At 68.6% G+C, this 24,628-nt stretch carries 24 protein-coding genes; 21 read left to right on the top strand and 3 right to left on the bottom strand.

Going from position 1 to position 24,628, the window contains the following annotated elements:
* The first annotated feature begins 12 nt into the window (after positions 1 to 12).
* The 12 genes from H566_RS0102540 (at position 13) to H566_RS27950 (ending at position 9,574) form a co-directional block, all read left to right on the top strand.
* Positions 13 to 516 (top strand): CinA family protein, encoded by a 504-nt coding sequence (locus tag H566_RS0102540; protein ID WP_028310193.1) that lies wholly within the window; start codon positions 13 to 15, stop codon positions 514 to 516.
* 122 nt (positions 517 to 638) lie between these two features.
* On the top strand, positions 639 to 1,679 hold the full coding sequence (gene recA / locus H566_RS0102535) for a recombinase RecA (RefSeq protein ID WP_028310192.1): 1,041 nt from the start codon (positions 639 to 641) through the stop codon (positions 1,677 to 1,679).
* Between the two features lie 2 nt (positions 1,680 to 1,681).
* Positions 1,682 to 2,146, top strand: a complete 465-nt coding sequence (gene recX, locus H566_RS0102530) for a recombination regulator RecX (protein ID WP_028310191.1) — start codon at positions 1,682 to 1,684, stop codon at positions 2,144 to 2,146.
* Positions 2,147 to 2,437: 291 nt separating this feature from the next.
* The gene (locus H566_RS28755; protein WP_156924273.1) at positions 2,438 to 2,746 is read left to right on the top strand and encodes a hypothetical protein; all 309 of its coding nucleotides are present in this window, start codon (positions 2,438 to 2,440) and stop codon (positions 2,744 to 2,746) included.
* Complete coding sequence (gene sucC, locus H566_RS0102525) at positions 2,743 to 3,912, top strand: ADP-forming succinate--CoA ligase subunit beta (RefSeq protein WP_028310190.1); 1,170 nt, start codon at positions 2,743 to 2,745, stop codon at positions 3,910 to 3,912. Before H566_RS28755 ends, sucC begins: the two co-directional genes overlap by 4 nt.
* Positions 3,913 to 3,926: 14 nt before the next feature.
* Positions 3,927 to 4,820 carry a succinate--CoA ligase subunit alpha gene (gene sucD, locus H566_RS0102520; RefSeq protein WP_028310189.1) on the top strand — a complete coding sequence of 298 codons (894 nt, stop codon included), beginning with the start codon at positions 3,927 to 3,929 and terminating at the stop codon, positions 4,818 to 4,820.
* A gap of 178 nt (positions 4,821 to 4,998) precedes the next feature.
* The gene (locus H566_RS0102515) at positions 4,999 to 5,715 is read left to right on the top strand and encodes a TerC family protein (protein WP_028310188.1); all 717 of its coding nucleotides are present in this window, start codon (positions 4,999 to 5,001) and stop codon (positions 5,713 to 5,715) included.
* Positions 5,716 to 5,790: 75 nt separating this feature from the next.
* On the top strand, positions 5,791 to 6,627 hold the full coding sequence (locus tag H566_RS0102510) for a Stp1/IreP family PP2C-type Ser/Thr phosphatase (protein ID WP_028310187.1): 837 nt from the start codon (positions 5,791 to 5,793) through the stop codon (positions 6,625 to 6,627).
* Positions 6,628 to 6,685: 58 nt separating this feature from the next.
* On the top strand, positions 6,686 to 7,411 hold the full coding sequence (locus tag H566_RS22485) for an FHA domain-containing protein (protein ID WP_051377903.1): 726 nt from the start codon (positions 6,686 to 6,688) through the stop codon (positions 7,409 to 7,411).
* 18 nt (positions 7,412 to 7,429) lie between these two features.
* On the top strand, positions 7,430 to 8,197 hold the full coding sequence (locus H566_RS0102500; protein ID WP_028310186.1) for a 3',5'-cyclic-nucleotide phosphodiesterase: 768 nt from the start codon (positions 7,430 to 7,432) through the stop codon (positions 8,195 to 8,197).
* Positions 8,198 to 8,454: 257 nt separating this feature from the next.
* Positions 8,455 to 8,901, top strand: a complete 447-nt coding sequence (locus tag H566_RS0102495; protein ID WP_028310185.1) for a pilin — start codon at positions 8,455 to 8,457, stop codon at positions 8,899 to 8,901.
* A gap of 238 nt (positions 8,902 to 9,139) precedes the next feature.
* Positions 9,140 to 9,574 (top strand): pilin, encoded by a 435-nt coding sequence (locus tag H566_RS27950; protein WP_028310184.1) that lies wholly within the window; start codon positions 9,140 to 9,142, stop codon positions 9,572 to 9,574.
* Positions 9,575 to 9,581: 7 nt separating this feature from the next.
* Here the strand turns inward: H566_RS27950 and moaC are convergent, their stop codons facing one another.
* Positions 9,582 to 10,073: a cyclic pyranopterin monophosphate synthase MoaC gene (gene moaC, locus H566_RS0102485; protein ID WP_028310183.1), complete on the bottom strand. Its 492-nt coding sequence runs from the start codon at positions 10,071 to 10,073 to the stop codon at positions 9,582 to 9,584.
* 85 nt (positions 10,074 to 10,158) lie between these two features.
* Here moaC and H566_RS0102480 point away from each other — a divergent pair, with 85 nt between their 5' ends.
* Entirely contained in the window at positions 10,159 to 11,982 is a 1,824-nt protein-coding gene (locus H566_RS0102480) for a M48 family metalloprotease (RefSeq protein ID WP_028310182.1), read from the top strand.
* Positions 11,983 to 12,153: 171 nt separating this feature from the next.
* Positions 12,154 to 13,578 carry a patatin-like phospholipase family protein gene (locus H566_RS0102475; RefSeq protein ID WP_245591270.1) on the top strand — a complete coding sequence of 475 codons (1,425 nt, stop codon included), beginning with the start codon at positions 12,154 to 12,156 and terminating at the stop codon, positions 13,576 to 13,578.
* Between the two features lie 106 nt (positions 13,579 to 13,684).
* Here the strand turns inward: H566_RS0102475 and H566_RS0102470 are convergent, their stop codons facing one another.
* Positions 13,685 to 14,443, bottom strand: coding sequence for a 16S rRNA (uracil(1498)-N(3))-methyltransferase (locus H566_RS0102470; RefSeq protein ID WP_028310180.1), 759 nt, complete (start codon positions 14,441 to 14,443; stop codon positions 13,685 to 13,687).
* Positions 14,444 to 14,648: 205 nt separating this feature from the next.
* Between H566_RS0102470 and H566_RS0102465 the strand changes: the two genes are divergently transcribed.
* The 6 genes from H566_RS0102465 (at position 14,649) to H566_RS22475 (ending at position 22,443) form a co-directional block, all read left to right on the top strand.
* Positions 14,649 to 15,734 (top strand): M35 family metalloendopeptidase, encoded by a 1,086-nt coding sequence (locus H566_RS0102465; protein WP_051377901.1) that lies wholly within the window; start codon positions 14,649 to 14,651, stop codon positions 15,732 to 15,734.
* A 25-nt stretch (positions 15,735 to 15,759) separates the two neighbouring features.
* On the top strand, positions 15,760 to 16,248 hold the full coding sequence (locus H566_RS27130; protein WP_051377899.1) for a hypothetical protein: 489 nt from the start codon (positions 15,760 to 15,762) through the stop codon (positions 16,246 to 16,248).
* A gap of 312 nt (positions 16,249 to 16,560) precedes the next feature.
* Positions 16,561 to 18,591, top strand: coding sequence for a transketolase (tkt, locus tag H566_RS0102455; protein ID WP_051377897.1), 2,031 nt, complete (start codon positions 16,561 to 16,563; stop codon positions 18,589 to 18,591).
* Between the two features lie 127 nt (positions 18,592 to 18,718).
* The gene (gene gap / locus H566_RS0102450) at positions 18,719 to 19,729 is read left to right on the top strand and encodes a type I glyceraldehyde-3-phosphate dehydrogenase (protein ID WP_028310177.1); all 1,011 of its coding nucleotides are present in this window, start codon (positions 18,719 to 18,721) and stop codon (positions 19,727 to 19,729) included.
* Between the two features lie 198 nt (positions 19,730 to 19,927).
* Positions 19,928 to 20,407: a hypothetical protein gene (locus tag H566_RS0102445; RefSeq protein ID WP_028310176.1), complete on the top strand. Its 480-nt coding sequence runs from the start codon at positions 19,928 to 19,930 to the stop codon at positions 20,405 to 20,407.
* 50 nt (positions 20,408 to 20,457) lie between these two features.
* On the top strand, positions 20,458 to 22,443 hold the full coding sequence (locus H566_RS22475; RefSeq protein ID WP_051377895.1) for a S8 family serine peptidase: 1,986 nt from the start codon (positions 20,458 to 20,460) through the stop codon (positions 22,441 to 22,443).
* A gap of 9 nt (positions 22,444 to 22,452) precedes the next feature.
* On the opposite strand, the gene rrtA is transcribed toward H566_RS22475, so the two are convergent.
* Complete coding sequence (rrtA, locus tag H566_RS22470; RefSeq protein WP_051377894.1) at positions 22,453 to 23,121, bottom strand: rhombosortase; 669 nt, start codon at positions 23,119 to 23,121, stop codon at positions 22,453 to 22,455.
* A gap of 177 nt (positions 23,122 to 23,298) precedes the next feature.
* Between rrtA and H566_RS0102430 the strand changes: the two genes are divergently transcribed.
* Complete coding sequence (locus tag H566_RS0102430) at positions 23,299 to 24,480, top strand: phosphoglycerate kinase (RefSeq protein WP_028310175.1); 1,182 nt, start codon at positions 23,299 to 23,301, stop codon at positions 24,478 to 24,480.
* The last annotated feature ends 148 nt before the right edge of the window (positions 24,481 to 24,628 follow it).

The raw sequence follows: 24,628 nt of genomic DNA, 5'->3' as shown, positions 1-24,628 counted from the left end.
TCCGGAGAAGTCATGGGCCTCGTTCCCGAATCCCTCGTCCAGGCCGCCGCCGATGCGTTGCGCGCGCGCGGCTGGCGCGTCACCACCGCCGAGAGCTGCACCGGTGGCATGATCGCGGCCCGCCTCACCGACTTGGCCGGCTCGTCCGACTGGTTCGAGCGTGGCTTCGTCACCTATTCCAACGATGCGAAGGTCGAGTTGCTCGGCGTGCCGGCCGAGACGATCGCGCAGCATGGCGCGGTGTCGGAAGCGACGGCACTCGCGATGGCGCGCGGCGCGCTCGACCGCTCGCTCGCTCAGGTGGCGGTAGCCGTCACCGGTATCGCCGGGCCGGGCGGCGGCAGTGCCGAAAAGCCGGTCGGCACCGTGTGGTTCGGCTTCGTCGTGCGCGGTCAGCAGCCATTCGCGGCGCTGCGGCAGTTCGATGGCGATCGCGCTGCCATACGTGCGGCGACCGTTGCCCATGCGCTCGAACGCATCGCCGAGCTGACCGAACCGCCGGGCGTTCTTGTCTGATGGCCTCCTACTGTTGATTCATACAGTAGTTCGGCGCATACTCCGTTTCACGTTCCGCGCGGCAAGGTGTTCGATCAGCAACCGCGCGGGTGTCGAAACCCTTCCACCCAGGTAGCTCAGTCATGAACACCCCCGCCAATTCGGCCGACAAGGCCAAGGCCCTCGCCGCCGCGCTCGCCCAGATCGAAAAGCAGTTCGGCAAGGGCTCCATCATGAAGATGTCCGATGGTGAAGTCGCCGAGGACATCCAGGTCGTCTCCACCGGCTCGCTCAGTCTCGACATCGCGCTTGGCGTCGGTGGTCTGCCGCGCGGCCGCGTGGTCGAGATCTACGGCCCGGAATCGTCGGGCAAGACCACGCTCACGCTTCAGGTCATCGCCGAGATGCAGAAGCTCGGCGGCACCGCTGCCTTCATTGACGCGGAGCACGCGCTCGACGTGCAATACGCCCAAAAGCTGGGTGTCGATCTCAGCAACCTGCTCATCTCCCAGCCCGACACAGGCGAGCAGGCGCTTGAAATCGCCGATGCGCTCGTGCGCTCGGGCTCGGTCGATCTCATCGTCATCGACTCGGTCGCGGCACTGACGCCCAAGGCAGAAATCGAAGGCGAGATGGGCGATTCGCTGCCTGGTCTCCAGGCCCGCCTCATGAGTCAGGCCCTGCGCAAGCTCACCGGCACCATCAAGCGCACCAACTGCCTAGTCATCTTCATCAACCAGATCCGGATGAAGATCGGCGTCATGTTCGGCAACCCTGAAACCACCACCGGTGGCAACGCGCTCAAGTTCTACGCTTCGGTGCGCCTCGACATCCGTCGCGTTGGCGGCATCAAGAAGGGCGAGGAAGTCATCGGCAACGAGACCAAGGTCAAGGTCGTCAAGAACAAGGTCTCGCCGCCGTTCAGGCAGGCCGACTTCGACATCCTCTACGGTGAAGGCATCTCGCGCGAAGGCGAGGTGCTCGACCTTGGCGCCACCCACGGCATCGTCGAGAAGTCGGGCGCTTGGTACAGCTACGGCGGCGAGCGCATCGGCCAGGGCAAGGACAACGCGCGCGAATACCTGCGCAGCCGCCCGGAGATTGCGTTCGAGATCGAGAACCGTATCCGCGAGAAGCTCGGTGTCGCGCGCCGCGAGGCCGGCGTCGACAGCGCGGCCGAGTAAGCGTGAAGGGCAGGGCGCCGACGGGCGCTCTCAGCCTCAAGGCCCGCGCTCTGCGGGCCTTGTCGTTGCGAGAGCACAGTCGTGCCGAGCTGGGCCGCAAGCTCGCGCCGCACGCCGAATCCGCCGAGCAGCTCGCGTCGCTGCTCGATGCGCTCGAAGCCGAGCGTCTTCTTTCCAACGACCGCTTCGCCGAATCGCTGGTGCGGCGCCGTGCCGAACGTTTCGGCACGGCTCGCATCAAGGCCGAGCTGCGTACCCATGCGCTTGCTCCCGAGGTGATCGAACATGCGCTCGGCGACTGCGCTGCCTCCGAAGCAGCGCGCGCCCGGGAGGTTTGGGCCAAGCGTTTCGGCATGCCGGCCGAAGATGCGGCGGGCCGCGCCAAGCAGGCGCGCTTCCTGGCTGCGCGCGGTTTCTCGGCGGCTGTCGTCCGCGCAATCGTCTCGGGCATCGACGATAGCGATTGATTCGCGCTGCGCTGCGCCATTGTGGTTTCCACCAGAGTCCGTGCTCGGGGCTACACCGGCAAGCTGCGTCATTGCGCTGCGGCAAGACGGTATTTTCTCCGTGCTATCCTCCGCCGCGTGCTTGGCACAACGCAGCATTCGGGTGGTGTACCGCCCATGCTTCCGCAGCCGTTCGAAGCGAACGTCAGCGCAACAGTTCATAACGGCATGTCCATGCCTCATCCCCTCTGTCGTCGCTCCGACCCCCTAGGGGTCTGCCCGCCGAAGGCCTCCCTCGAGGTGCAGTCATCAATGGCCGTCTCGCATAACGAGGCGCTTGCCAGCGACGACGCGCTGAACTTCCTCGCCGGCTATTGCGGCGCAGCATCCTTCTCCGATTTCAACGATTCTGAACGCTGCATGCGCGGTCCTTCCGTTGCGCGCGCCAGGGTTGCCGCATTTCATCGACGCGCCGTCGGGGCGCGCATGACCCAGAAACAAACGACTGCCGTGGTTCCGCAGGCCGCCCATGCCGGCGGAAGCCGGCAGTCGTTTGTCCGCCATGGCTCGGCGGCTTGCCGACGCCGTCGATCATCAGCAGCCTGCAAGGGGAACACATGAAAATTCATGAGTATCAGGGGAAGGAGATTCTCCGCAAGTACGGGGTCACGGTGCCGCGCGGCATCCCGGCCTTCACGGTGGACGAGGCCGTCAAGGCTGCCGAAACGCTGGGCGGCCCGGTCTGGGTCGTGAAGGCCCAGATCCACGCGGGTGGCCGCGGCAAGGGCGGTGGCGTGAAGGTCGCCAAGTCGATGGAACAGGTACGCGAATACGCCGATGCCATCCTCGGCATGCAGCTCATCACGCACCAGACCAGCGCGGAAGGCCAGAAGGTCCGTCGCCTGCTGATCGAAGAAGGCGCGGACATCAAGAAGGAACTCTACGTTGCCTTCGTGACCGATCGCGTCTCGCAGAAGGTCGTCGCCATGGCCTCCAGCGAAGGCGGCATGGACATCGAAGAAGTCGCGGCCCATACGCCCGAAAAGATCCACAAGCTGGTCGTCGAACCGTCGACCGGCCTGACCGACGCGCAAGCCGACGAACTGTCGACCAAGATCGGCGTGCCCGCAGAGCTGCTCGAACAGGCGCGTGTCAACCTCAAGGGCCTGTACCAGGCCTTCTGGGACACCGACTGCTCGCTGGCCGAAATCAACCCGATGGTCCTGACCGGCGACGGCAAGGTCATCGCGCTCGACGCCAAGATCAACTTCGACCCGAACGCGCTGTTCCGTCACCCCGACATCGTCGCGCTGCGTGACCTCGACGAAGAAGATCCCGCCGAAATCGAAGCCAGCAAGTTCGACCTCGCCTACATCCAGCTCGACGGCAACATCGGCTGCCTGGTGAACGGCGCCGGCCTCGCGATGGCGACGATGGACACCATCAAGCTCTACAACGGCGAGCCGGCCAACTTCCTCGACGTCGGCGGTGGCGCCACGACCGAGAAGGTGACGGAAGCCTTCAAGATCATGCTGAAGAACCCGAAGGTCGAGGCCATCTTGGTCAACATCTTCGGCGGGATCATGCGCTGCGACGTGATCGCCGAAGGCGTCATCACCGCGGCCAAGGCCGTCGGCCTGAAGGTGCCGCTCGTCGTGCGCATGAAGGGCACGAACGAAGAACTGGGCAAGAAGCTCTTGGCGGACTCGGGTCTTCCGATCATCGCCGCCGACACGATGGCGCAAGCGGCCGAGAAGGTCGTCGCTGCCGCCGCCGCTGCCAAGTAAAGCGAGGAAGAACCATGTCGATCCTGATCAACAAAGACACCAAGGTCATCACCCAGGGCATCACGGGCAAGACGGGCCAATTCCACACCCGCGGCTGCCGCGACTACGCGAACGGCAAGGCTGCCTTCGTGGCGGGCGTGAACCCCAAGAAGGCCGGCGAGGACTTCGAGGGCATCCCCATCTTCGCGAACGTGTCGGAAGCCGCCAAGGCGACCGGCGCGACCGTGTCGGTCATCTACGTTCCGCCGGCGGGCGCCGCCGCGGCCATCCTCGAGGCCGTTGAAGCCGATCTCGACCTCGCGATCTGCATCACCGAAGGCATCCCGGTGCGCGACATGGCCGTCGTGCGCGACAAGATGCGCGCCAAGGAAGCGGCCGGCGGCAAGAAGACGCTGCTGCTGGGGCCGAACTGCCCCGGCCTCATCACGCCGGAAGAAATCAAGATCGGCATCATGCCGGGCCACATCCACCGCAAGGGCCGCATCGGCATCGTGTCGCGTTCGGGCACGCTGACGTATGAAGCCGTCGCGCAGGTGACGGAACTGGGCCTCGGCCAGTCGAGCGCGGTCGGCATCGGCGGCGACCCGATCAACGGCCTCAAGCACATCGACGTGCTCCAGCTGTTCAACGACGATCCGGACACCGACGCGGTGATCATGATCGGCGAGATCGGCGGCCCCGACGAAGCCAACGCCGCGCGCTGGGCGAAGGACAACTTCAAGAAGCCGATCGTCGGCTTCATCGCCGGCGTCACGGCGCCTCCCGGAAAGCGCATGGGCCACGCCGGTGCGCTGATCTCGGGCGGCGACGACACCGCCCAGGCCAAGCTCGAAATCATGGAAGCCTGCGGCATCAGGACCACGAAGAACCCGTCCGAACTCGGCAAGCTCCTCAAGAGCGTGCTTTAAGCTTCGGTCCGAAGCGGCCCGCCTTGCGCGGGCCACGGTTCCTGCAAACGCCCGCTTCGCAGCGGGCGTTTTGCTTTTCCGGCGGTGCGGGCTGCGTGCGGCAAGTGCGCTGCGGCCCGAGGCCGCAGCGCCCGCGCGAGCGCCGTCCGTCCCGACCCATCGATACCTCCGCAAGCACATGCTCGACGCCATTCCGGCCTTTGCCGACATCCACTGGGCCGCGGTCCTCCAGATCATCGTCATCGACATCCTGCTCGGCGGCGACAACGCGGTCGTCATCGCGCTGGCCTGCCGCAACCTCACGCCGCACCACCGCTGGCAGGGCATCCTCTGGGGTTCGGCGGGCGCGATCGTGCTGCGCATCGCTCTCGTGGCCGGCGCCATGAGCCTGCTCGACCTGCCGGGCCTCAAGTTGGTGGGCGCGCTGCTGCTCATCTACATCGGCGTCAAGCTCACGCTGCCGGAGGACGAAGACCACGAGGTCGACGGCGCGAAGCATGTGCTGGGCGCGGTGCGTACCATCATCGTGGCCGACCTGGTCATGAGCATCGACAACGTCATCGCCATCGCCGGCGCCTCGCAGCAGGCCGGCGACGAGCACCGGCTGGCCTACGTGGTGTTCGGGCTGCTGGTGTCGATCCCGTTCATCATCTTCGGCAGCCAGATCGTGCTGAAGGCGCTCGACCGCCTTCCGGTGCTGGTGTGGGCAGGTGCCGGGCTGCTTGGCTATCTCGGCGGTCATCTCCTGCTCGGCGATCCCCTCGCGCACGACTTCGTCGGCCATCCCACGCCGCTGCTCGATCATCTGTCGGGTGCGGTCGGCGCCGCGCTGGTCGTGGTGCTCGGGCACCTCATCGGACGCCGCATGGCGGCATCGGGCGCCGATCGGACCTGAAAGTCGCTAGGCTCGCAGGGCTTACACTTCCCCGCCCGACACCTACGTCGCCTCGCCAGCACCAAGCGCCCGGTCATGCCCGACTCGCTCAAGCTTGAATTCGTCTCCGTCACCGATCCGGGAGTGGTCCGCCAGCAGAACGAGGATTCCGTGGCCATCGTGCCGGAGGTCGGCCTCGCGGTCCTGGCCGATGGTATGGGCGGCTACAACGCCGGCGAAGTCGCCAGCACCCTCACCACGCACCTGCTCTCGCGCGATCTGGCCGAAGACCTCGCCGCCGTGTATTCGGCGCGCGACCGCTTCGACCTCCATTCGCTGCACGGCCTGCTGCGCGACCACATCACCGACGTTAACCGCGCCGTGTACGACGCTGCCCATTCGCAGGAAGAACTCAGCGGCATGGGCACGACGCTCGTCATGGCGCTGTTCCACGGCGACTGCGTGACCATCGCCCACGTAGGCGACTCGCGCGCCTACCGCTACCGGCGCGGCAAGCTCGAACAGGTCACGCGCGATCATTCGCTGCTCCAGGAGCAGATCGACGCCGGCCTCATCAGCGAACTCGAAGCCCGCTTCTCGATGCACAAGAACCTCGTCACGCGTGCGGTGGGCGTCGATCCGGTGGTCGAACCCGACATCATCGAGGTCGACACCGAGCCCGACGACATCTTCCTGCTCTGCTCCGACGGCCTCACCGACATGGTGGAAGACGTCGGCATCGCGGCGCTCATGACGGCCTATCAGGAAGCGGATGCTCGCCTTGACGAGCTTGCGACAGGCCTCGTGCGCACCGCCAATGACCACGGCGGGCGAGACAACGTATCTGTCATACTGGCCCGCGTCGATGCGGGGGGCGAACGGCCCAAGCGGCTGCTCTCGCGCATGACCGACTGGCTCAAGTCGCAGGGGTGAGCCGGCGCAAGCAGGCCAACCGCGCAAGCCGGACCCCGATCCGACCACGGTACACACAATGGCGAAGCTGATACTCAGCATGGACGGGTTGGCGCTGAAGGAGGTCGTGCTCGACAAGGAGCGCACCACCATCGGACGCAAGCCTCACAACGATCTCGTGATCGACAACCTCGCCGTCTCGGGCGAGCACGCGGTCATCGTCACGATCCTCAACGATTCCTTCCTCGAAGACCTCGGTTCCACCAACGGCACCTTCGTCAACGGGCAGCAGATCAAGAAGCACTTCCTCCAGAACGGCGACACGATTGAACTCGGGCGCTACAAGCTCAAGTACTTCGCCGACCAGGAAACGCTCCCGGGCGACAGCCCGCGCGGCGGCGCGCCCGTCGCCACCGGCATGCTCGGCCGTACCTCGGCCATGCCGCCGCTGCCCGTTCCGTCAGGCACCCAGCGCCTGCCGCCGCAAAGCCTCGGCAGCGACGTGACCGCCATCGTGCGCATCCTGAGCGGGCCCAACACCGGGCGCGAACTGTCGATCCGCAAGGCGCTCACCACGCTCGGGCGGCCCGGCGTGCAGGTGGCCGTCATCACGCGGCGGCCGCAGGGCTACTTCATCACCCATGTGGAAGGTTCGCAGTTCCCGCTCGTCAACGGACGCTCGCTCGGGGCCGAAGCCTTCCCGCTCAACGACCATGACGTGATCGAGCTGTCGGGCACGCGCATGGAGTTCGTGCTGCGCAACGCCGTCGCCAGCGTCGCTGACGGCAGCGCCACGGTTCACTGACAGCGCGCGAGGCAAGGCATGCGACTGCGCGTCCTCGGCTGTTCGGGCGGCATCGGCGATGGTGGCCACACCACCTCCTTCCTCGTTGATGACGACCTGCTCATCGACGCCGGCACCGGCGTCTGCGGGCTCGACATCGCCGCGCTCGCGCGCATCGACCATGTGTTCGTCACACATGCGCATCTCGATCATGTGTGCGGCCTCGCATTCATAATCGACAGCGTGTTCGGCCACCGCCGCGCGCCGCTGCGCGTGCATGCGTTGCCAGCCACGCTCGCCGCGCTGCGCGACCACATGTTCAACGGCGTGATCTGGCCCGACTTCACGCGGCTGCGCAGCCATGGCCAGCCCAGCCTCGAATTCATCGAGTTCGATGTGGGCGCGGTGTTCGAGTCGGCAGGGCGGCGCGTGGAGGCGCTGCCCGCCGCGCATCAGGTGCCCGCCGTCGGCTACCGCGTCGATGCGCCCAGCGGCCGCAGCTTCGTGTTTACCGGCGACACCGCCGCCTGCCCGGCGCGCTGGGACGCGGTCAACCGCATTCCCGACCTCGCGCTGCTCGTGATCGAGACCGCCTTCTGCAATGCCGAGGCCGATCTCGCGCTGCGCTCGCAGCATCTCTGCCCGGCCAGTCTGGCCGACGACATCGCCGCGCTCGCCGCACGCCCGGCGCTGCGCATCACCCATCTCAAGCCCAGCGACGCGCAACTCACGATGGAAGAGGTGCGCGCCGCCATTCCCCGGTTCGACCCGCTGCCGCTACGCGATGGCGAGGTCTTCACGTTCTAGGCCGGACTCCAAGCCACCGTTCATGCCCGGGAGGGTGACGCTCGGCGTTGGTTGTGACAGGAATTGTCAGCCGGCTTGACGGGATTTGTCAGTCGCCGCGTGGACGGCATGCAAGTGACAAGACCAGCGTGAACAACAGCACGGGACTTGCCCCCCAGTTCGGAAGAAGCCCCATGGCACACCCGTTGCCTTTACCGGGTATCGCCGGGGAAGACACCGGCGAGTGACTCCCAACCGCTCATTCCTGGAGAACCTGCATGAAGCGTCAATTCCGCAAGGCCCAACAAGGTTTCACCCTCATCGAACTGATGATCGTCGTGGCGATCATCGGCATCCTGGCGGCGATCGCGCTGCCGGCGTATTCGGATTACCAGGCCAAGTCGAAGGTTGCCGCCGGTCTGGCCGAAATCTCGCCGGGGAAGACGCTGTTCGAAGACAAGCTGAACAACGGTGATGACGTGGCAGCGCCGGCCGATATTGGTCTTGCTGCTTCCACCAGCAACTGCAGCCAGATCACGGCTGCTGGTACGAACGCGGCCGGCACTGGAACGATCGTCTGTACGATCGGCAACGCGCCGACGCAAGTGAATGGCACGACCATCACTTGGACACGTGCCGCTGCCGGTACTTGGAGCTGCGCTACCACGGCCCTCGCCAAGTACGCCCCCAAGACCTGCCCGGGCGCTGCTGCCGCTGCCAACTGATTTCAGATGAAAGATGGAGGGACTCAGATACTTACTGTTTGACTGAGCATCCAAGTCTCGACGCACTTCAAAGCCCTGCGATGGATAGTCCATCGCAGGGCTTTGTTTTTCCGAGCAAATTTAAGCTGTCGTGACCCTATAACGAAGAATTGACCGTAGGGACTTTGTCTAACCCGACGTATGGCATTGAGAAAAAAGCCTGAAAGTGCGGCCGCAGACATTAAGCGCCGTACTGACCATGAAGCGACGATCTCCTTCGCAGCCCAAAGGCTTCACTCTCATCGAACTGATGATTGTCGTCGCGATCATCGGTGTGCTCGTATCAATCGCGGTCCCGATCTTTGCCAGTTACAGGAGTCGGGCCAAGGTCACGGCTGCCTATTCCGAGATTTCATCGGTTCGGACTCAGTTTGACGAAAAGCTGAACAACGGCGATCCGGTTGCCGACATCAGGGACGTAGGGCTGTCTTCCAGCACGCACAACTGCGGCAGCATCAACCTCACCGGCAATGGTGACGGCAGTCATTCGATCTCTTGCACGATCACAGCCGCCACGCCCGAAGTCGAGGGGCGGACTGTCACTCTGACCCGCACCGCCAGCGGCCTGTGGAGCTGCACCACCAGTGCAGCCGCCGAGTACGCCCCAAAGAACTGCACAAGCACGGCTTCATGACGCGGCCTCACCCCGCGCTGAAATCGCTCTTCCCGCCACTCTTCCTCAGCAGCCTCACCCCGCCGATCTCCATCTCGCGCTCGACCGCCTTGCACATGTCGTAGATGGTGGCGAGGCCGATCTGCACCGCGACGATTGCTTCCATCTCCACGCCGGTCTGGCCGACGCATTGCGTCGTCACCTCGCAGCGCACCGCGGCGCGGCCGTCGCCCGTGTCGTCGATGAGGCCGAAATCCACCGCCACGCGCGTGAGCGCGATCGGGTGGCAGAGCGGGATCAGCTCGCTCGTGCGCTTGGCGGCCATGATCGCGGCGACGCGCGCCACGCCGATCACATCGCCCTTCTTCGCATTGCCTTCGCGGATGAGCGCGAGCGTGTCGGGCCGCATGAGGATGCGGCCCTCGGCGACTGCGACGCGCGCGGTGTCGGCCTTGGCGCCGACATCGACCATGTGGGCCTGACCGTCGGCGTCGATGTGGGTGAGGGTGGCGTCTTGCATGGGGTTACTCGCGGGACATGGCCTTGAAAGAGGCCGGGGGAAGCGGCTTCGTATGATAGGTGCCCCGTTTCCGGCGCCTGCTCCGATGCCTTCCACCTCACTTCGCGCCACCGCTGGCCGCCGCGCGATCGCCGCGCTCCTCGTCACCGCGCTCGGCCTCGGGCCGGCCGGCGTGGGCGGGCTTGCCGCCGGCACCGTCCGGGCCCAGGTCAACCTGCCCGACCTCGGCGACGCCGACACCGAGGCGCTGCCGCCGTCGCAGGAACGCAAGCTCGGCGAGCGCGTGATGGCCCAGGGTTGGGCCGCGCACGACATCTACGACGACTACGAGATCACCGAATACATCTCCGCGCTGGGCCTGAGGCTCGCGCGCGCGAGCGACGACCTCGGCAACGCGGGCGCGCTGCTCAATCTCAGGCCGGAAGACTTCCGCTTCTTCGCCGTGCAGGACGCGAGCATCAACGCCTTCGCGATGCCGGGCGGCTTCATCGGCATCAACACCGGGCTGCTGACGGCGGCGCAAAGCGAGAGCGAGCTGGCCTCGGTGTTCGGCCACGAGATCGGCCATGTGACCCAGCGCCACATCGCGCGCCAGATGGGCGGCCAGCGCGGCGCCAACGTGGCGATGATCGCGAGCCTGCTGGTGGCGGTGCTGGCGGCGGCGTCGCGCTCCAATTCGTCGGGCGATCTGGCGACGGCGGCGATGATGGCCGGGCAGGGCAGCGCGATCGCGTCGCAGCTCGCGTTCAGCCGCGATGCCGAGCGCGAGGCCGATCGGGTCGGCTTCCAGACGCTGACGGCGGCGGGCTTCGATCCGAACGGGATGGTCGAGTTCTTCGGCCGGCTGCAGCGCGCCTCGCGGCTGTACGACGCCGGCAACTACGCCTTCCTGCGCACCCACCCGCTCACGCTGGAGCGCATCACCGACATCGAGGGCCGCGTGCGCAGCGTGCCGCCGCTGGCCGCGCCCTACCTCGACAGCCCGGAGTTCTGGCTGGCGCGCGCGCGCGCCAGGCTGGCGGAGGACACGACGATCGCCGGCAACCGGGCGGCGATGGACTTCTTCAAGGCCGAGGCTGAGCGGCTGACCGCGCCCGATGCGGTGGCGGCGACCGGCACGCACTGGATGGCGGCGCGCCCGGCGGTGGCGCCGGGGGCCGGCGCAGGGGGTAGCGCGCCGGCTGCGAGCGCCAGCAATGCCCCTGCGAGCGGCGCCGCGACAGCGGCCGGCGCCGCCATGCGCCCCGGCACGCCGGCCAGTGACGGCGAGGTGGCGGCGCGCGTGGGCCAGTTCTCGGCCACGCTTCCCTTGCTGCCCGCGTCACCGGCCGCGCGCGCCGCGCCGTGGTACGGCCTCGCGCTCGCTCGGCTCGCGGCCAATGACGCCGACGGCGCCGCCGCCGCGCTGGCCGAGGCGCGCAAGCGCCTGCCCGTGCACGCCTGGTTCGACCGGCTGGAGGCCCGCATCCTGCTGGCGCGCGGCAAGCCCGATGCCGCCATCGCCTTCGCCGACACGGCGCGTCGGCGCTGGCCGCAGTCCGAGCCGCTACGCGACGACTACGGCCAGCTCCTGCTCGACGCCGGCCGCCCGCGCGCCGCCGCCGACTACCTGCGCGAGCAGACCGCGCTGCTGCGCTCCGATGCGCGGCTGCACGAGCAGCTCGCCCGCGCCTGGTCGCAGCTCGGCGACAGCGCGCGCCAGTACCAGTCGATGGGCGAGTACTACGCCCAGCGCGGCATCCTGACCGGCGCGGTGCAGCAGCTCGAACTCGCGCAGAAGGCCACACGCGGCGGCGGCGCGAGCAATGCCGATCTCGCGCTCGCCTCCGAGATCGATGCCCGCCTGCGCGGCCTGCGCGACCAGCTGCGCGAAGAGATGGGCGAGAAGAACCGCCAGCGCGGCGGCTGACGGCGCTGGCGCGGGCCGCGATGGCGTCCGGAGTGCCGGCCGTGAAGCCGCTTCCCGCCGTTCCCCCGAACACCCGCCGCAATCCCGTCCTGCTCGCGCCGTCGGGAGCGGCACTCCCGGCCGACCATCGGCGCAGCCTCGCGCATTGGCGCGCGCGGCCCGCCAGCAACGATGAGTCCGCGCCTTTCCTCCGCCGAAACCGCCGCGCCGCCGGCCGATGCCACGCCGGCCGCGCGCGCGGGATCGGGCATGCCGATCGGCGCGGCGCCGGATCTGGCGGCGTCCGCATGCGCCGCGCCGCGCGCCGGCAGCGAGCCACGCCCGGCCGAGGGGGGCCGCGCCGCGCCCGCGCCGGTGCGTGGCCTCGTGCTCTCGGGCGGCGGCGCGCGGGCGGCCTATCAGGTGGGCGTGCTGCTGGCGCTGCGCGAGCTGCTGCATGACCAGCGCCCGCCCGCCACGCGGCTGCCGCCGGGGGCGCTGCCGACGGGCATCGCGCCGCGTCCGCCGGGCGAGGCGCCGCGCGCCGCGATCCCCGCGCGCCTGCCCTTCGACGTGGTGAGCGGCACCTCGGCCGGCGCCATCAACGCGACCGCGCTCGCCTGCCGCGCCGACGATTTCGACGCCGGCCTCGATGTCCTGGCCCGGGTCTGGCGCGACATCCATGCTCATCACGTCTATCGCAGCGACGTGGCCGGCGTCGCGCGCACCGGCGCGCACTGGCTGGCGATGTTCGTGATCGGCTGGGCGCTGCGGCGGCGCCGTTTCCAGCGCCCGCGCTCACTGCTCGACAACAGCCCGCTAGCCGGCCAGCTCGACGCGCTCATGGACTTTCCGCGCCTCGCCCGCAACATCGACGACGGTCGGCTGCGCGCGCTCGCGGTGGCGGCGTCCGATTACGGCTCGGGCGAGCACTACACCTTCTTCCAGACCGCCGCCCGCATCGCGCCGTGGTCGCGCACCCAGCGGCAGGCGCGGCCGGCGCGCATCGGCATCGGCCATCTGCTCGCGTCGAGCGCGATCCCGTTCATCTTTCCGGCCGCGCCGCTGGAGGTGGATGGCGAGCCGTCATGGTTCGGCGACGGGTCGATCCGCCAGCACGCGCCGATGTCGCCGGCCATCCATCTGGGCGCCGACCGGCTGTTCGTGGTGGGCGCGGCCTCGGCCGGGGCGCGCGGTTTCGTGCCCGAGGCGGTGAAGGCGCGGCGCGGCCAGTACCCGACGCTGGCCCAGGTGGCCGGGCATGCGCTCGGCTCGATCTTTCTCGACGGTCTGGCGATGGATGTGGAGCGGCTGGAGCGCATCAACCGCACGCTGGCGCTGATGCCGCCGGCGCGGCTGGCCGAGTCCCCGCTGCGGCCGGTGCGGGTGCTGGTGGTGGCGCCGTCGCGGCCGATCGACCCGATCGCGGCGCGCCATGTGCGCAGCCTGCCGCGCCCGGTGCGCATGCTGCTCGGCAGCGTGGGCGCGACCGAGGCGCGCGGCGCGGCGCTGGCGAGCTATCTGCTGTTCGAGCCGGGCTTCGTGCGCGAGCTGATGCAGCTCGGCCATGACGACTGCATGCGCAAGCGCGACGAGGTGAGAGCTTTCTTCGCGTGAGCGGGGAACGGGGCCGGCGTGCGGCGGCTTGCGCGCCGTGGCGCCGGCCCGGTCGCGCCAGCGCCACGGCTCTCGACCTGGCCGGGGTCGAGCGCTGCCCGCCGCCTTACTGCCCCCAGACCGCCTGGATCGTCGCGATGGCGGCGAGGCCGGCGGTTTCGGTGCGCAGCACGCGCGGGCCGAGCGAGATCGGATGGAAGCCGTTCTGCAGCGCGAAAGCCTCTTCCGCATCGGTGAAGCCGCCTTCCGGTCCGATCAGCAGCGTGACCGTCTGGCCTTCGAGCGGCGCGCCGTGGCTCAGCAGCGCCTCGTTGAGCGGCCGGCGTGCGCGCGGCGAGGCGATGAGCTTGAAATGCGCGTGATGCGAAGCGATGAAGTCGCGCACGCCGCGAATGGGTTGCAGGCCGGGCAGGGTGTTGCGCGTGCATTGCTCGCAGGCGGCGCGGATCACGCCGAGCCAGTGGCCGTGACGGCGCTCGGCACGGTCGCCCACGAGCTTGATGATTCCGCGCTCGGCCTGCACCGGCACGAAGTTGGCCACGCCCAGCTCGACCGCCTTCTCGATGATCCAGTCGATCTTGTCGCCCGGGCACAGCGCCTGCGCGAGCGTGATGGCGTAGGGCAGTTCGGCCTCGCGCACCACGTGCTCGCGCACGTGGGCGATGACGGTGTCGCGGCCCACGTCGCGCAGCACCGCGTGGAATTCGCCGCCATGGCCGTTGAAGAGGCACACCCGCGCGCTCGGCCCCAGCCGACGCACCTGGATGTGACGGACCACCTCGGGCGGCAGCGCGATGGTGGTGTTCTCGATCAGCGTGGCATCGACGAAGAAGCGGGGCAGGTTGGCGGGGGCGACAGCGTTCATGGGGACTTCCGAAAGGGGCGGCAAATTCTTGCACAGCCGTTTCGGCGGGGCCGATGCACGCATCGCGGTGGCGCCTTCCGTCCACCGGGCCTCGCGGATATCGGCGCACAAGTGATCATTGTTACGTTCAGAAATCGGCGGACCGATCTCCGCAACCGATGACGGCCCGCCGCAATTTCCCACCGAACCCCAAGGAGAAGCCCCCATGAACAAGAAGATCGATCACCTCGGCGCGGCGTTCGCGCTTGCCTTCGGTCTGGCAGCGAGCCAGGCCAGCGCCGGCACCGCCGGCCTCGATGTCCAGCTGTCGACCCCGGGCCAGATGTTCAAGGGCACGCAGGATGTGCCGGTCACGGTCACCGTCACCAACAACGGCGCCGCGCCGGTGCGACTGCTGAAGTGGGCGCTGCCGGGCGCGAAGGCCGAGGGCTCGATGTTCGTCGTCAAGCGCGACGGCCAGTCCGTGCCCTATCTGGGCGCGCTCTACAAGCGCGCCGCGCCCACCGCCGACGACTACGTGACGCTGGCGCCGGGCGAAAAGGTGTCGGCGGCGGTCGAGCTGTCGGCGCTGTTCGACCTGTCGCAGGGCGGGCATTACGCGATCAGCTACAAGGCGGTGTCGGCCCAGTTGGTGGCGCCTGCCGCGCCGGCCGGCAGCACGAGCAAGACGGTGTCGCCGTCGTTCGGCTCGATCTCGTCGGGCGCGCTCGATGTCTGGATGGAGGCGAGCGCCACGCCCCAGGCCGAGGCGCCGATGGCAGCCTGCGTGGCCGGTGGCGGCATCACCTATCTGCAATGCAGCAGCTCGCGCCAGGGCGCGCTGATCACGGCGGTGAAGTCGGCCTACTCGATGGCCAGCAACGCCCAGTCCTATCTGTCGAAGATGACCGGGGCCACCACGCGCTACACGACCTGGTGGGGCAGTTATTCGTCCGCCGGCCGCGACCAGCTCAAGGAGCATTACGCCAACGAGATCACCGCGCTGACGACCAAGCGGCTCCAGTTCGACTGCACCTGTACCGAGCAGAACGTGTACGCCTACGTGTACCCGTCCTCGCCCTATCGCATCTACCTGTGCGGCGCGTTCTGGGCCGCGCCCAACACGGGTACCGATTCGCGCGCGGGTACGCTCATCCACGAGCTGTCGCACTTCACGGTCGTGGCCGGCACCGATGACTATGCCTATGGGCAGGATGCCGCCCAGTCGCTGGCCATCAGCAATCCGACCCGCGCGCGCATGAACGCGGACAGCCACGAATATTTCGCCGAGAACACGCCGGCGCTGCCGTGATCGGCGCCGGTCTGCCGGAGTCCGCATGAAGACCGTCGCCACCCTCGTCCTGGGCCTTCTCATGACCGCCTGCTCGCATGCCGTCCCGTCCGGCGCCTTGCCGATCGGCTGCGGGTTCGCGGTCGAGCCGCCGATGGCGGTGGTGACGCTCACCAACCACGGCGACCGCGACCTGTGGTTGCTGCGCTGGAATACGCCGTTCGAGCGCCAGCCGTGGTTCGGCCGCTGGCTGGACGTGGAGCGCGACGGGCGCGCGCTCGACTGGCGCGGGCCGATGGTCAAGCGCGGCGATCCGGCGCCCGCCGACTATCTGCGACTTGCGCCAGGCGAAAGCCGAAGCGCGCGCGCCGACCTCTCGCTGGTGTACGCGCTCGACCAACCGGGCCGCTACCGCGCCGTCCCGAGGCTGAACCTGCTTGACTGGGGTCAGGGCGATCTGCCTTGGCCGCGCACGCGCGCCGATTTCGTCGCCACGCCGCTGCCCTGCGCGGCGGTGGATTTCGACTGGCGCTGAGCGACCGGCTCTGCTGCACCGCACGACGTTTCAGGGCAGGGTCGTCAAGGGCGCTCTGCTAGACTTTTGCCCGTTTCCAGCCCGCAAGACAGGGAGTTTCAGCGTCGTTTTCCTTGCAGAAGCCTCTTGCGAGCCACCGGATCTCCCCCGTGGTGGCTTCTGTTCTCACGCAAGCCTCGGCCGGGCAAACCGACGCAAACTCCCGGCCTTCGCCGGGCGACTCTCCGTCACCGGCGCCATGGGCGCCTCAGCAGCAGGGGAATGCGGCCGTAAACGCTGTTTCCCTTCCAGCCTGTCTCCAAGACTGTCCTCATGACCGTTAACGCCACTTCCAGCACCGCCGTTTCCGCTTCGACCCCCAACTCGCCCGGCGACACGCTGCTGGCGAATGCCATCCGGGTGCTGTCCTTCGACGCCGTCGAGGCGGCCAAGTCGGGCCATCCGGGCATGCCGATGGGCATGGCGGACATCGGCGTCGCGCTGTGGACGCGCCACTACCGCCACAACCCGGCCAATCCGGCCTGGGCCAACCGCGACCGCTTCATCGTGAGCAACGGCCACGGCTCAATGCTCCACTACTCGCTGCTGCACTTCGCGGGCTACGACCTCCCGATGGAGGAGATCCGCAACTTCCGCAAGCTGCATTCGCGCACCGCCGGCCACCCCGAGGTGGGCATCACCCCGGGCGTCGAGACCACCACCGGCCCGCTCGGCCAGGGCATCGCCAACGGCGTCGGCATGGCGCTGGCCGAATGGCTGCTCGCCAGCGAGTTCAACAAGCCGGGCCTGCCCATCGTCGATCACCGCACCTATGTCTTTCTCGGCGACGGCTGCCTGATGGAAGGCGTGAGCCACGAGGCCTGTTCGCTGGCCGGCACGCTGCGCCTGAACAAGCTCGTCGCGCTCTACGACGACAACAACATCTCCATCGACGGCAAGGTCGAGGGCTGGTTCACCGAAGACATCCCGAAGCGCTTCGAGTCCTACGGCTGGAACGTGATCGGCGGCGTGGACGGCCACAGCGTCGAGGCGGTGAGCGCCGCGATCGAGGCCGCCAAGACCAGCGACCGCCCGACGCTCATCTGCTGCAAGACCGTCATCGGCAAGGGCTCACCCAACCGCGCCGGCACCGCCAAGGCCCACGGCGAGGCGCTCGGCGCCGAGGAAATCAAGCTGACGCGCGAGGCGCTCGGCTGGGCCCACGCGCCGTTCGAGATCCCGGCCGAGGTGTATGCCGGCTTCGACGCCCGCGCCCGCGGCGGCGCGCAGGAAGCCGACTGGAACGCGCTGTTCGCGCAGTACGAGGCGCAGTTCCCCACCGAGGCGGCCGAATTCAAGCGCCGCATCGCCAAGGGCCTGCCGGCCAACTGGAGCGAGACCGTCGCCGCCTACCTCGCCGCCTGCGAGGACAAGAAGGAAACCATCGCCACCCGCAAGGCTTCGCAGAACGCGATCGAGGCCTATGCCAAGGTGCTGCCCGAATTCCTCGGCGGCTCGGCCGACCTGACCGGCAGCAACCTCACCAACTGGAGCACGAGCAAGCCGGTGCGCGTGGGCCAGCCGGGTCAGCACATCAACTACGGCGTGCGCGAATTCGGCATGAGCGCCGTCATGAACGGCATCGCGCTGCACGGTGGCTATCTGCCCTTCGGCGCCACCTTCCTCACGTTCAGCGACTACTCGCGCAACGCTATCCGCATGGCCGCGCTGATGAAGCAGCGCAGCATCTTCGTGTTCACGCACGATTCCATCGGCCTCGGCGAGGACGGCCCGACCCACCAGTCGATCGAGCATGTGTCGTCGCTGCGCCTGATTCCGGGTCTTGATGTCTGGCGTCCGGCCGACACGACCGAGTCGGCCGTGGCCTGGGCCGTGGCCGTCGAGCAGGTCAACCGGCCGAGCACGTTGTTGTTCTCGCGTCAGAACCTGCCCTTCCTGAGCAAGCCGGCAGGCGCGATCGAGGGAATCCGTCGCGGCGGCTATGTGCTGAGCGACGCGCCGGGCGCCAAGGCTGTCATCCTCGCGACCGGCTCGGAAGTCGGCCTCGCGCTCGACGCGCAGAAGCTGCTGGCGGAGCAGGGCGTCCCGACCCGCGTGGTCTCGATCCCGTCCACCTCGGTGTTCGACCGCCAGCCCGCCGACTACAAGGCGGCGGTGCTGGGCAGCGGCCTGCCGCGCGTGGCGGTGGAAGCCGGCGTGACCGATTTCTGGTGGAAATACCGTGTCGAGGCCGTGGTGGGCATCGACACTTTCGGCGAATCGGCGCCGGCGGGCGTGCTGTTCAAGCACTTCGGTTTCACGCCCGAGAACGTGGCCAACACCGTAAAGGCCGCGATCGCCTGAGTCTCGCGGAGGGCGGCCGGCGGCACGGGCGTTCGACCCCGGCCGCGACGGGCCGGCGAGGGGCCGAAAAACGCATAACGATTACGCAGTGCCATCCATCCAACTTCCCCTGAAAGGGACCTGAACCATGACCATCAAGGTTGCCATCAACGGCTACGGCCGCATCGGCCGCAACGTGCTCCGCGCTCATTACGAAGGCGGCAAGAAGCACGACATCGAGATCGTCGCGATCAACGACCTCGGCGACCCGAAGACCAACGCGCACCTGACCAAGTACGACACGGCCCACGGTCCCTTCCCCGGCACCGTGTCGGTCGAAGGCGAGTACATGATCGTCAACGGCGACAAGATCCGCGTGCTGGCCAACCGCAACCCGGCCGAGCTGCCCTGGGGCGAGCTGGGCGTGGACGTGGTCATGGAATGCACGGGCTTCTTCACCACCAAGGAAAAGGCTTCGGCCCACCTGAAGGGCGGCGCGAAGAAGGTCATCATCTCGGCCCCCGGCGGCAAGGACGTTGACGCGACCGTCGTGTTCGGCGTGAACCACGGCGTGCTCAAGTCGACCGACACGGTCATCTCGAACGCCTCGTGCACGACCAACTGCCTGGCCCCGATCGTCGCCCCGCTGCACGAGAAGATCGGCCTCGTCTCGGGCCTGATGACCACGGTCCACGCCTACACCAACGACCAAGTCCTGACCGACGTCTATCACGAAGACCTGCGCCGCGCCCGCTCGGCCACGCAGTCGATGATCCCGACCAAGACCGGCGCCGCCGCCGCCGTCGGCCTCGTGCTGCCGGAACTGAACGGCAAGCTCGACGGCTTCGCGATCCGTGTCCCGACCATCAACGTGTCGCTGGTCGACCTGTCGTTCATCGCCGCGCGCGAAACCACGGTCGAGGAAGTCAACGCCATCCTCAAGGAAGCGTCGGAAGGCAAGCTCAAGGGCGTTCTCGGCTACAACACCGAGCCGCTCGTGAGCGTCGACTTCAACCACAACCCTGCGTCGAGCACCTTCGACTCGACCCTCACCAAGGTGTCGGGCACGCTCGTGAAGGTGTCGAGCTGGTACGACAACGAATGGGGCTTCAGCAACCGCATGCTCGACACGACCGTCGCGCTGATGTCGGCCAAGTAATCCGGCCTTGCGTTCCGGGCCGATCGCGTGTCGGTCCGGCCCGCGTCGCCCCGGGCAAGGGCGGCATGAAGAGCCGGCCGCGCCTTGGGCGCGGCCGGCTTTTTTCGCTCCTGCCGGCCGTCATGTGGTGGGGGCTGCCCGTCCGGCATGCGGGTGTTACCGCGCCCGCCGACGATCCGGCTGGGCTAGCGTCGGCGGATGATTCCGTTCGCCAAGCCGTCGCGTGACGTTCTGCCGCTGGTCCTGTGGCTGTGCCTGTCACTGGCCGCCTGCGCCCGCGAGCCGGTCCGGCAGCCCTGCTACGTGAGCGCCACCGGACCGATCTCCCCGGCTGGCAACGGCGAGGCCACCACCACCGACGGCGCAAGCCCCGGCATTGCCGCGCTTGCAACCGAAAACCCCCAGCAATCCCGGCGCATCATCCTTCGGATGCGTGATGCCCGGGCCGAACCGACGCCGCAGCAGCTGATGCGGCTAGGCACGGCCTGCGACGCGCGGCTCGCCCCGATCCGCCCGATGTCGGGTGGCGCCGAGGTGGTGATGCTGACCGCGACCCAAGGCGATGCCGACACCGCGCTCGCCTGCCTCGCGCGCCAGCCCGAGATCGATTACGCCGAACCCGACGCCCGTGCCCGCCCGGCTGCCGGCGGGGGTGCCGGAGTCCAGCGGCCCCAATGACGGCGCGTGCCGAACGGCGTCGCGCCCGCCTTCTTCTTCCGGAGTTGCCGATGAAGTCCCGTTTCCTTCCCGTCCTCGCGCTCGGTGCCGTGGCCGTCCTGCCGTCGATGGCGCAGACCCCCTCGGTTGGCGCCGAGCAGCTGCGTTTCTGGGCCCGCGCCCAGGGCTATGGCGATCAACCGGTCACGCGCTTCATCGTCCGCTACAAGGACGAGACCGCTACCACCCAGCGCGCTGGCATCGCGGCGACGCGCCTGGGCAAGCTGCGCACCGTGGCCGGCGAGACGCTCGTGTACGTGCGCCCGAGCGCCAACCTCGCGCATGTGCTGTCGCTGCCCAAGGTGATGAGCGAGACCGACGCCCGCGCGCTCGCGCGGCAGATCGTCTCGAGCGACAGCAACGTGCTCTACGCCGAGCCCGATGAGCGCCGGTATCCGCAGACGGTGGCGCGCGCGGCGGCGCTCGACGCGGTGCCGTCCACCACGCAATGGAATCTGCTCGCGCCCTCGGGCAGCCAGACCGGCGGCATGAACGCCGTGGGCGCCTGGGCCAGCACCCAGGGCGAGGGCGTGACGGTGGCGATCGTCGATACCGGATTCGTCGATCACGCCGATCTGTCGGCCAGCATGATCGGCGGCGCGGCCGCGTCCTCGGGCTATGACTTCATTTCCTACGACCACGACTGCACCTCGGCGGGCACGGCCTACACGGGCAGCTTCCTGTCGGCCGGCGACGGTGACGGCCCCGATGCCAACCCGACCGACATGGGCGACTACGTGACCAGCGCCATGAGCAATGCCGTCGGCGGCCTGCGCGGCTGCTCGGTGCAATCGTCGTCGTGGCACGGCACGCATGTGGGCGGTACGGTGGCGGCGGTCAACAACGGCACCGGCACGCTCGGCGTGGCCTTCAAGGCCAAGCTGCTCGCGGCGCGCGTGCTGGGCCGGGGCGGCGGCTGGATTTCGGACATCGCTGACGGCATCGTCTGGGCCTCGGGCGGCACGGTGAGCGGCGTGACGACCAACGCCAATCCGGCCAAGGTCATCAACCTGAGCCTCGGCTACGAGTCGACCAGCGGTTGCAGCACGACCGAGCAGAACGCGATCGACACCGCCCGCGCCAACGGTGCTGTGGTGGTGGTGGCGGCCGGCAATCTCGCGTCGAGCAACACCAGCATCGACGTGCCGGCGAGCTGCGCGGGCACGATCGCCGTGGTCGCGCACAGCTACGAGGGCGATCTGGCGCTGTACTCGAAGTACGGCAGCGGCGCGACCATCAGCGCTCCGGGCGGCGCGAGCGATGCGGGCTGTCGCAGCTACAGCGGCTCGGCCTGCGTGTCGGCCACGCTGGGCGACGCGGCGCTCATCAACTCGACCAGCAACAGCGGCACCCTGGACGCGGTGGCCGACAGCTATCGGGCCGAGGCCGGCACCAGCATGGCGGCGGCCCATGTGAGCGGCGCTGCGGCGCTGCTGTACTCGCTGATGCCCACGCTCACGCCCGACGGCGTGAAGAGCCTGCTCACCGCGAGCGCGCGCGGCTTCCCGAGCGGCACCTTCTGCGCCACGGCCACCGATGGCCGATGCGGCGCCGGTCTGCTCGACGCGGGCGCGGCGGTGACCCGGCTGCAGGCGCTGATCCCGACCGTGAGCGCGACCTCGTCGGGCACGGCGGCGGGCGGACGCGTCACGCTCAACGCGGGGGCCAGCACCAGCGCCGATACCAGCCGCAGCTACACCTATCGCTGGGAGCAGACCTCAGGCACGGCGGTCTCGCTCAGTTCGTCCACCGGCAGCAGCGTGAGCTTCACTGCGCCAGCCGAGGGCTCGACCGTGGCCTTCAAGGTGACGGCCACGGCCAGCGACGGCATCGCGGCGAGCGGCGCGGTGTCGCTCACGACCACGGCCAGTACGGGCGGCGGTTCGTCGTCGGGCGGTGGTGGTGGCGCGACCGGCCTGGCCGGTCTCGTGCTGCTGCTGCTGGCGCGCGCCGGCCTTGCGCGCAACCGTCTGACGGGCGGGCGGCGCCAGGCCTGATCGGCGGCGTCAGCCCGTGGCTGGATAGCGCGCGCGCCGCGTCTTGCGCGGCCGCGCGAGCCAGCCCACGCCCAGCCCGGCCAGCGCGCCGGTGAGATGGCCGGTCGGCTCGACCGGCCCGCCGATCCAGCCCGGCCCCTGGATGCGCAGCAGCATGTCGGTCGTGATCTTGATGGCCAGTCCGGCCAGCAGCACCCAGCCGAAGCCCGGCCCGTGCAGCCAGTGCTCGAAGCGCGATCGCACCGAGGCCACCTGCCGCCACCGGGCCGGATCGGGCAGGCGCAGCAAGATCACCGAGTTGGCCGCGAACAGTCCGTGCAGCGCACCGGACAGCCCCAGATACCAGCCCACGCGCGGCGCGCCCGCGAGCAGCAGGGCGCAGCCGAGGAAGCCGCAGGCGGCCAGCACGCTCAGCTGGCGCCAGGGCCGCACCACGCGCGCGAACATCATCAGCACCACGCCGAGCCCGGCCAGATTCAGCAGCAGATGCAGCCAGCCGAGATGCACCCAACTGGCGGTGAGCAGTTCCCACCATGCGCCATGCAGCACCTCCGAGCGGGTATAGCGCAGGCCCGGACCGGCGCTCTGGGCCATCGCGCAGACGCAGGCGGCGATGAACAGGCAGGCGGCGCTTGCGCGCCTCAGAGCCGAGGCGGTCGTGTCGGGATGGGGGTGCATGGAAGCGTAAAAACGGCGCCGCCGGGCGGTCGGCGGGCAATGATAGAGCGGCATTACGTCAGCGGCCGTCCGATAGCCCGCCGCTATAATCCCTATATCTTCCGGACTGCTTTCCTGCGGTCCATTGCGCGCCATCCGGGGGCGCCGACCGTCTTCCAAACCCTTCATGAGTCACACATGAACTTCAAGAAACTGACGGACCAGGCCCTGAGCGGCAAGCGCGTCTTCATCCGTGCCGACCTCAATGTGCCCCAGGCCGACGATGGCTCGATCACCGACGACACCCGGATCCGTGCGTCGGTGCCTGGCATCAAGTTCGCCGCCGACGCCGGCGCGGCGGTGATGGTTACCAGCCATCTCGGCCGCCCGACCGAAGGCGAGCCCAAGCCCGAAGACTCGCTCCAGCCCGTCGCCGACCGCCTGTCCGAACTGCTCGGCAAGCCCGTGCGCCTGATCGAGAACTGGGTCGATGGCGGCTTCGAGGTCGCCTCGGGCGAAGTCGTGCTGCTCCAGAACTGCCGCCTCAACAAGGGCGAGAAGAAGAACAACGAAGAACTCTCGAAAAAGATGGCCGCCCTGTGCGACATCTACGCCAACGACGCCTTCGGCACCGCGCACCGCGCCGAGGCCACGACGCACGGCATCGCGAAGTTCGCGCCCATCGCCTGCGCCGGCCCGCTGCTCGCGGCCGAACTCGACGCGCTCGGCAAGGCGCTCGGCGCGCCGGCCCGTCCGCTCGTGGCCATCGTCGCCGGCTCGAAGGTCTCGACCAAGCTCACGATCCTCAAGTCGCTGTCGGAAAAGGTCGACCAGCTCATCGTCGGCGGCGGCATCGCCAACACCTTCCTGCTGGCCGAAGGCGCGCCGATCGGCAAGTCGCTGGCCGAGAAGGATCTGGTGGCCGAGGCCAAGACCATCATCGAAGGCATGAAGGCGCGCGGCGCCAGCGTGCCGCTGCCCACCGACGTCGTCACCGCCACCGAATTCGCGCCGACCGCCGTCGCCACCACCAAGCCCGTGGCCGAGACCGGCGCCGACGAGATGATTCTCGACATCGGCCCGCAGACCGCCGCCTCGCTCGGCGAGATCATCGCCAAGGCCGGCACCATCGTCTGGAACGGCCCGGTCGGCGTGTTCGAGTTCGACCAGTTCGGCGGTGGCACCAAGGCGCTGGCCGAGTCGATCGCCAAGTCGGCCGGCTTCAGCATCGCCGGTGGTGGCGACACGCTCGCCGCCATCGGCAAGTACGGCATCGAGAAGGACGTCGGCTACATCTCGACGGGTGGCGGCGCCTTCCTCGAATTCCTCGAAGGCCGGGTGCTGCCGGCCGTCGAGATCCTCGAACAGCGCGCGGCCTGATCGCGCGTCCGATGACGACCGGAACCTGCATGCCATCCGCGCATCCGGCCGGTCGCCAGTCCAGCCCGCGAGCCAGCGCCACCCGCAAGGGGTGGCGTCGCGGGGTTCGATGCGGGTTCCCCAATTCCAAATCCAGAACTTGCCTCGC

The organism is Derxia gummosa DSM 723 (assembly GCF_000482785.1).
Taxonomy (GTDB): Bacteria; Pseudomonadota; Gammaproteobacteria; order Burkholderiales; family Burkholderiaceae_E; genus Derxia; species Derxia gummosa.
Note: the sequence above shows the minus strand (reverse complement) of the source record. Positions and strands in the feature narration are given on the sequence as shown.

What these genes read in the sequence shown, in the direction of transcription:
- H566_RS0102540 (WP_028310193.1), top strand. Translation starts at nt 13, where the DNA reads ATGGGCCTCGTTCCCGAATCCCTCGTCCAGGCCGCCGCCGATGCGTTG.
- recA (WP_028310192.1), top strand. Translation starts at nt 639, where the DNA reads ATGAACACCCCCGCCAATTCGGCCGACAAGGCCAAGGCCCTCGCCGCC.
- H566_RS28755 (WP_156924273.1), top strand. Translation starts at nt 2,438, where the DNA reads ATGGCCGTCTCGCATAACGAGGCGCTTGCCAGCGACGACGCGCTGAAC.
- sucC (WP_028310190.1), top strand. Translation starts at nt 2,743, where the DNA reads ATGAAAATTCATGAGTATCAGGGGAAGGAGATTCTCCGCAAGTACGGG.
- sucD (WP_028310189.1), top strand. Translation starts at nt 3,927, where the DNA reads ATGTCGATCCTGATCAACAAAGACACCAAGGTCATCACCCAGGGCATC.
- H566_RS0102515 (WP_028310188.1), top strand. Translation starts at nt 4,999, where the DNA reads ATGCTCGACGCCATTCCGGCCTTTGCCGACATCCACTGGGCCGCGGTC.
- H566_RS0102510 (WP_028310187.1), top strand. Translation starts at nt 5,791, where the DNA reads ATGCCCGACTCGCTCAAGCTTGAATTCGTCTCCGTCACCGATCCGGGA.
- H566_RS22485 (WP_051377903.1), top strand. Translation starts at nt 6,686, where the DNA reads ATGGCGAAGCTGATACTCAGCATGGACGGGTTGGCGCTGAAGGAGGTC.
- H566_RS0102500 (WP_028310186.1), top strand. Translation starts at nt 7,430, where the DNA reads ATGCGACTGCGCGTCCTCGGCTGTTCGGGCGGCATCGGCGATGGTGGC.
- H566_RS0102495 (WP_028310185.1), top strand. Translation starts at nt 8,455, where the DNA reads ATGAAGCGTCAATTCCGCAAGGCCCAACAAGGTTTCACCCTCATCGAA.
- H566_RS27950 (WP_028310184.1), top strand. Translation starts at nt 9,140, where the DNA reads ATGAAGCGACGATCTCCTTCGCAGCCCAAAGGCTTCACTCTCATCGAA.
- moaC (WP_028310183.1), bottom strand. Translation starts at nt 10,073, where the DNA reads ATGCAAGACGCCACCCTCACCCACATCGACGCCGACGGTCAGGCCCAC.
- H566_RS0102480 (WP_028310182.1), top strand. Translation starts at nt 10,159, where the DNA reads ATGCCTTCCACCTCACTTCGCGCCACCGCTGGCCGCCGCGCGATCGCC.
- H566_RS0102475 (WP_245591270.1), top strand. Translation starts at nt 12,154, where the DNA reads ATGAGTCCGCGCCTTTCCTCCGCCGAAACCGCCGCGCCGCCGGCCGAT.
- H566_RS0102470 (WP_028310180.1), bottom strand. Translation starts at nt 14,443, where the DNA reads ATGAACGCTGTCGCCCCCGCCAACCTGCCCCGCTTCTTCGTCGATGCC.
- H566_RS0102465 (WP_051377901.1), top strand. Translation starts at nt 14,649, where the DNA reads ATGAACAAGAAGATCGATCACCTCGGCGCGGCGTTCGCGCTTGCCTTC.
- H566_RS27130 (WP_051377899.1), top strand. Translation starts at nt 15,760, where the DNA reads ATGAAGACCGTCGCCACCCTCGTCCTGGGCCTTCTCATGACCGCCTGC.
- tkt (WP_051377897.1), top strand. Translation starts at nt 16,561, where the DNA reads ATGACCGTTAACGCCACTTCCAGCACCGCCGTTTCCGCTTCGACCCCC.
- gap (WP_028310177.1), top strand. Translation starts at nt 18,719, where the DNA reads ATGACCATCAAGGTTGCCATCAACGGCTACGGCCGCATCGGCCGCAAC.
- H566_RS0102445 (WP_028310176.1), top strand. Translation starts at nt 19,928, where the DNA reads ATGATTCCGTTCGCCAAGCCGTCGCGTGACGTTCTGCCGCTGGTCCTG.
- H566_RS22475 (WP_051377895.1), top strand. Translation starts at nt 20,458, where the DNA reads ATGAAGTCCCGTTTCCTTCCCGTCCTCGCGCTCGGTGCCGTGGCCGTC.
- rrtA (WP_051377894.1), bottom strand. Translation starts at nt 23,121, where the DNA reads ATGCACCCCCATCCCGACACGACCGCCTCGGCTCTGAGGCGCGCAAGC.
- H566_RS0102430 (WP_028310175.1), top strand. Translation starts at nt 23,299, where the DNA reads ATGAACTTCAAGAAACTGACGGACCAGGCCCTGAGCGGCAAGCGCGTC.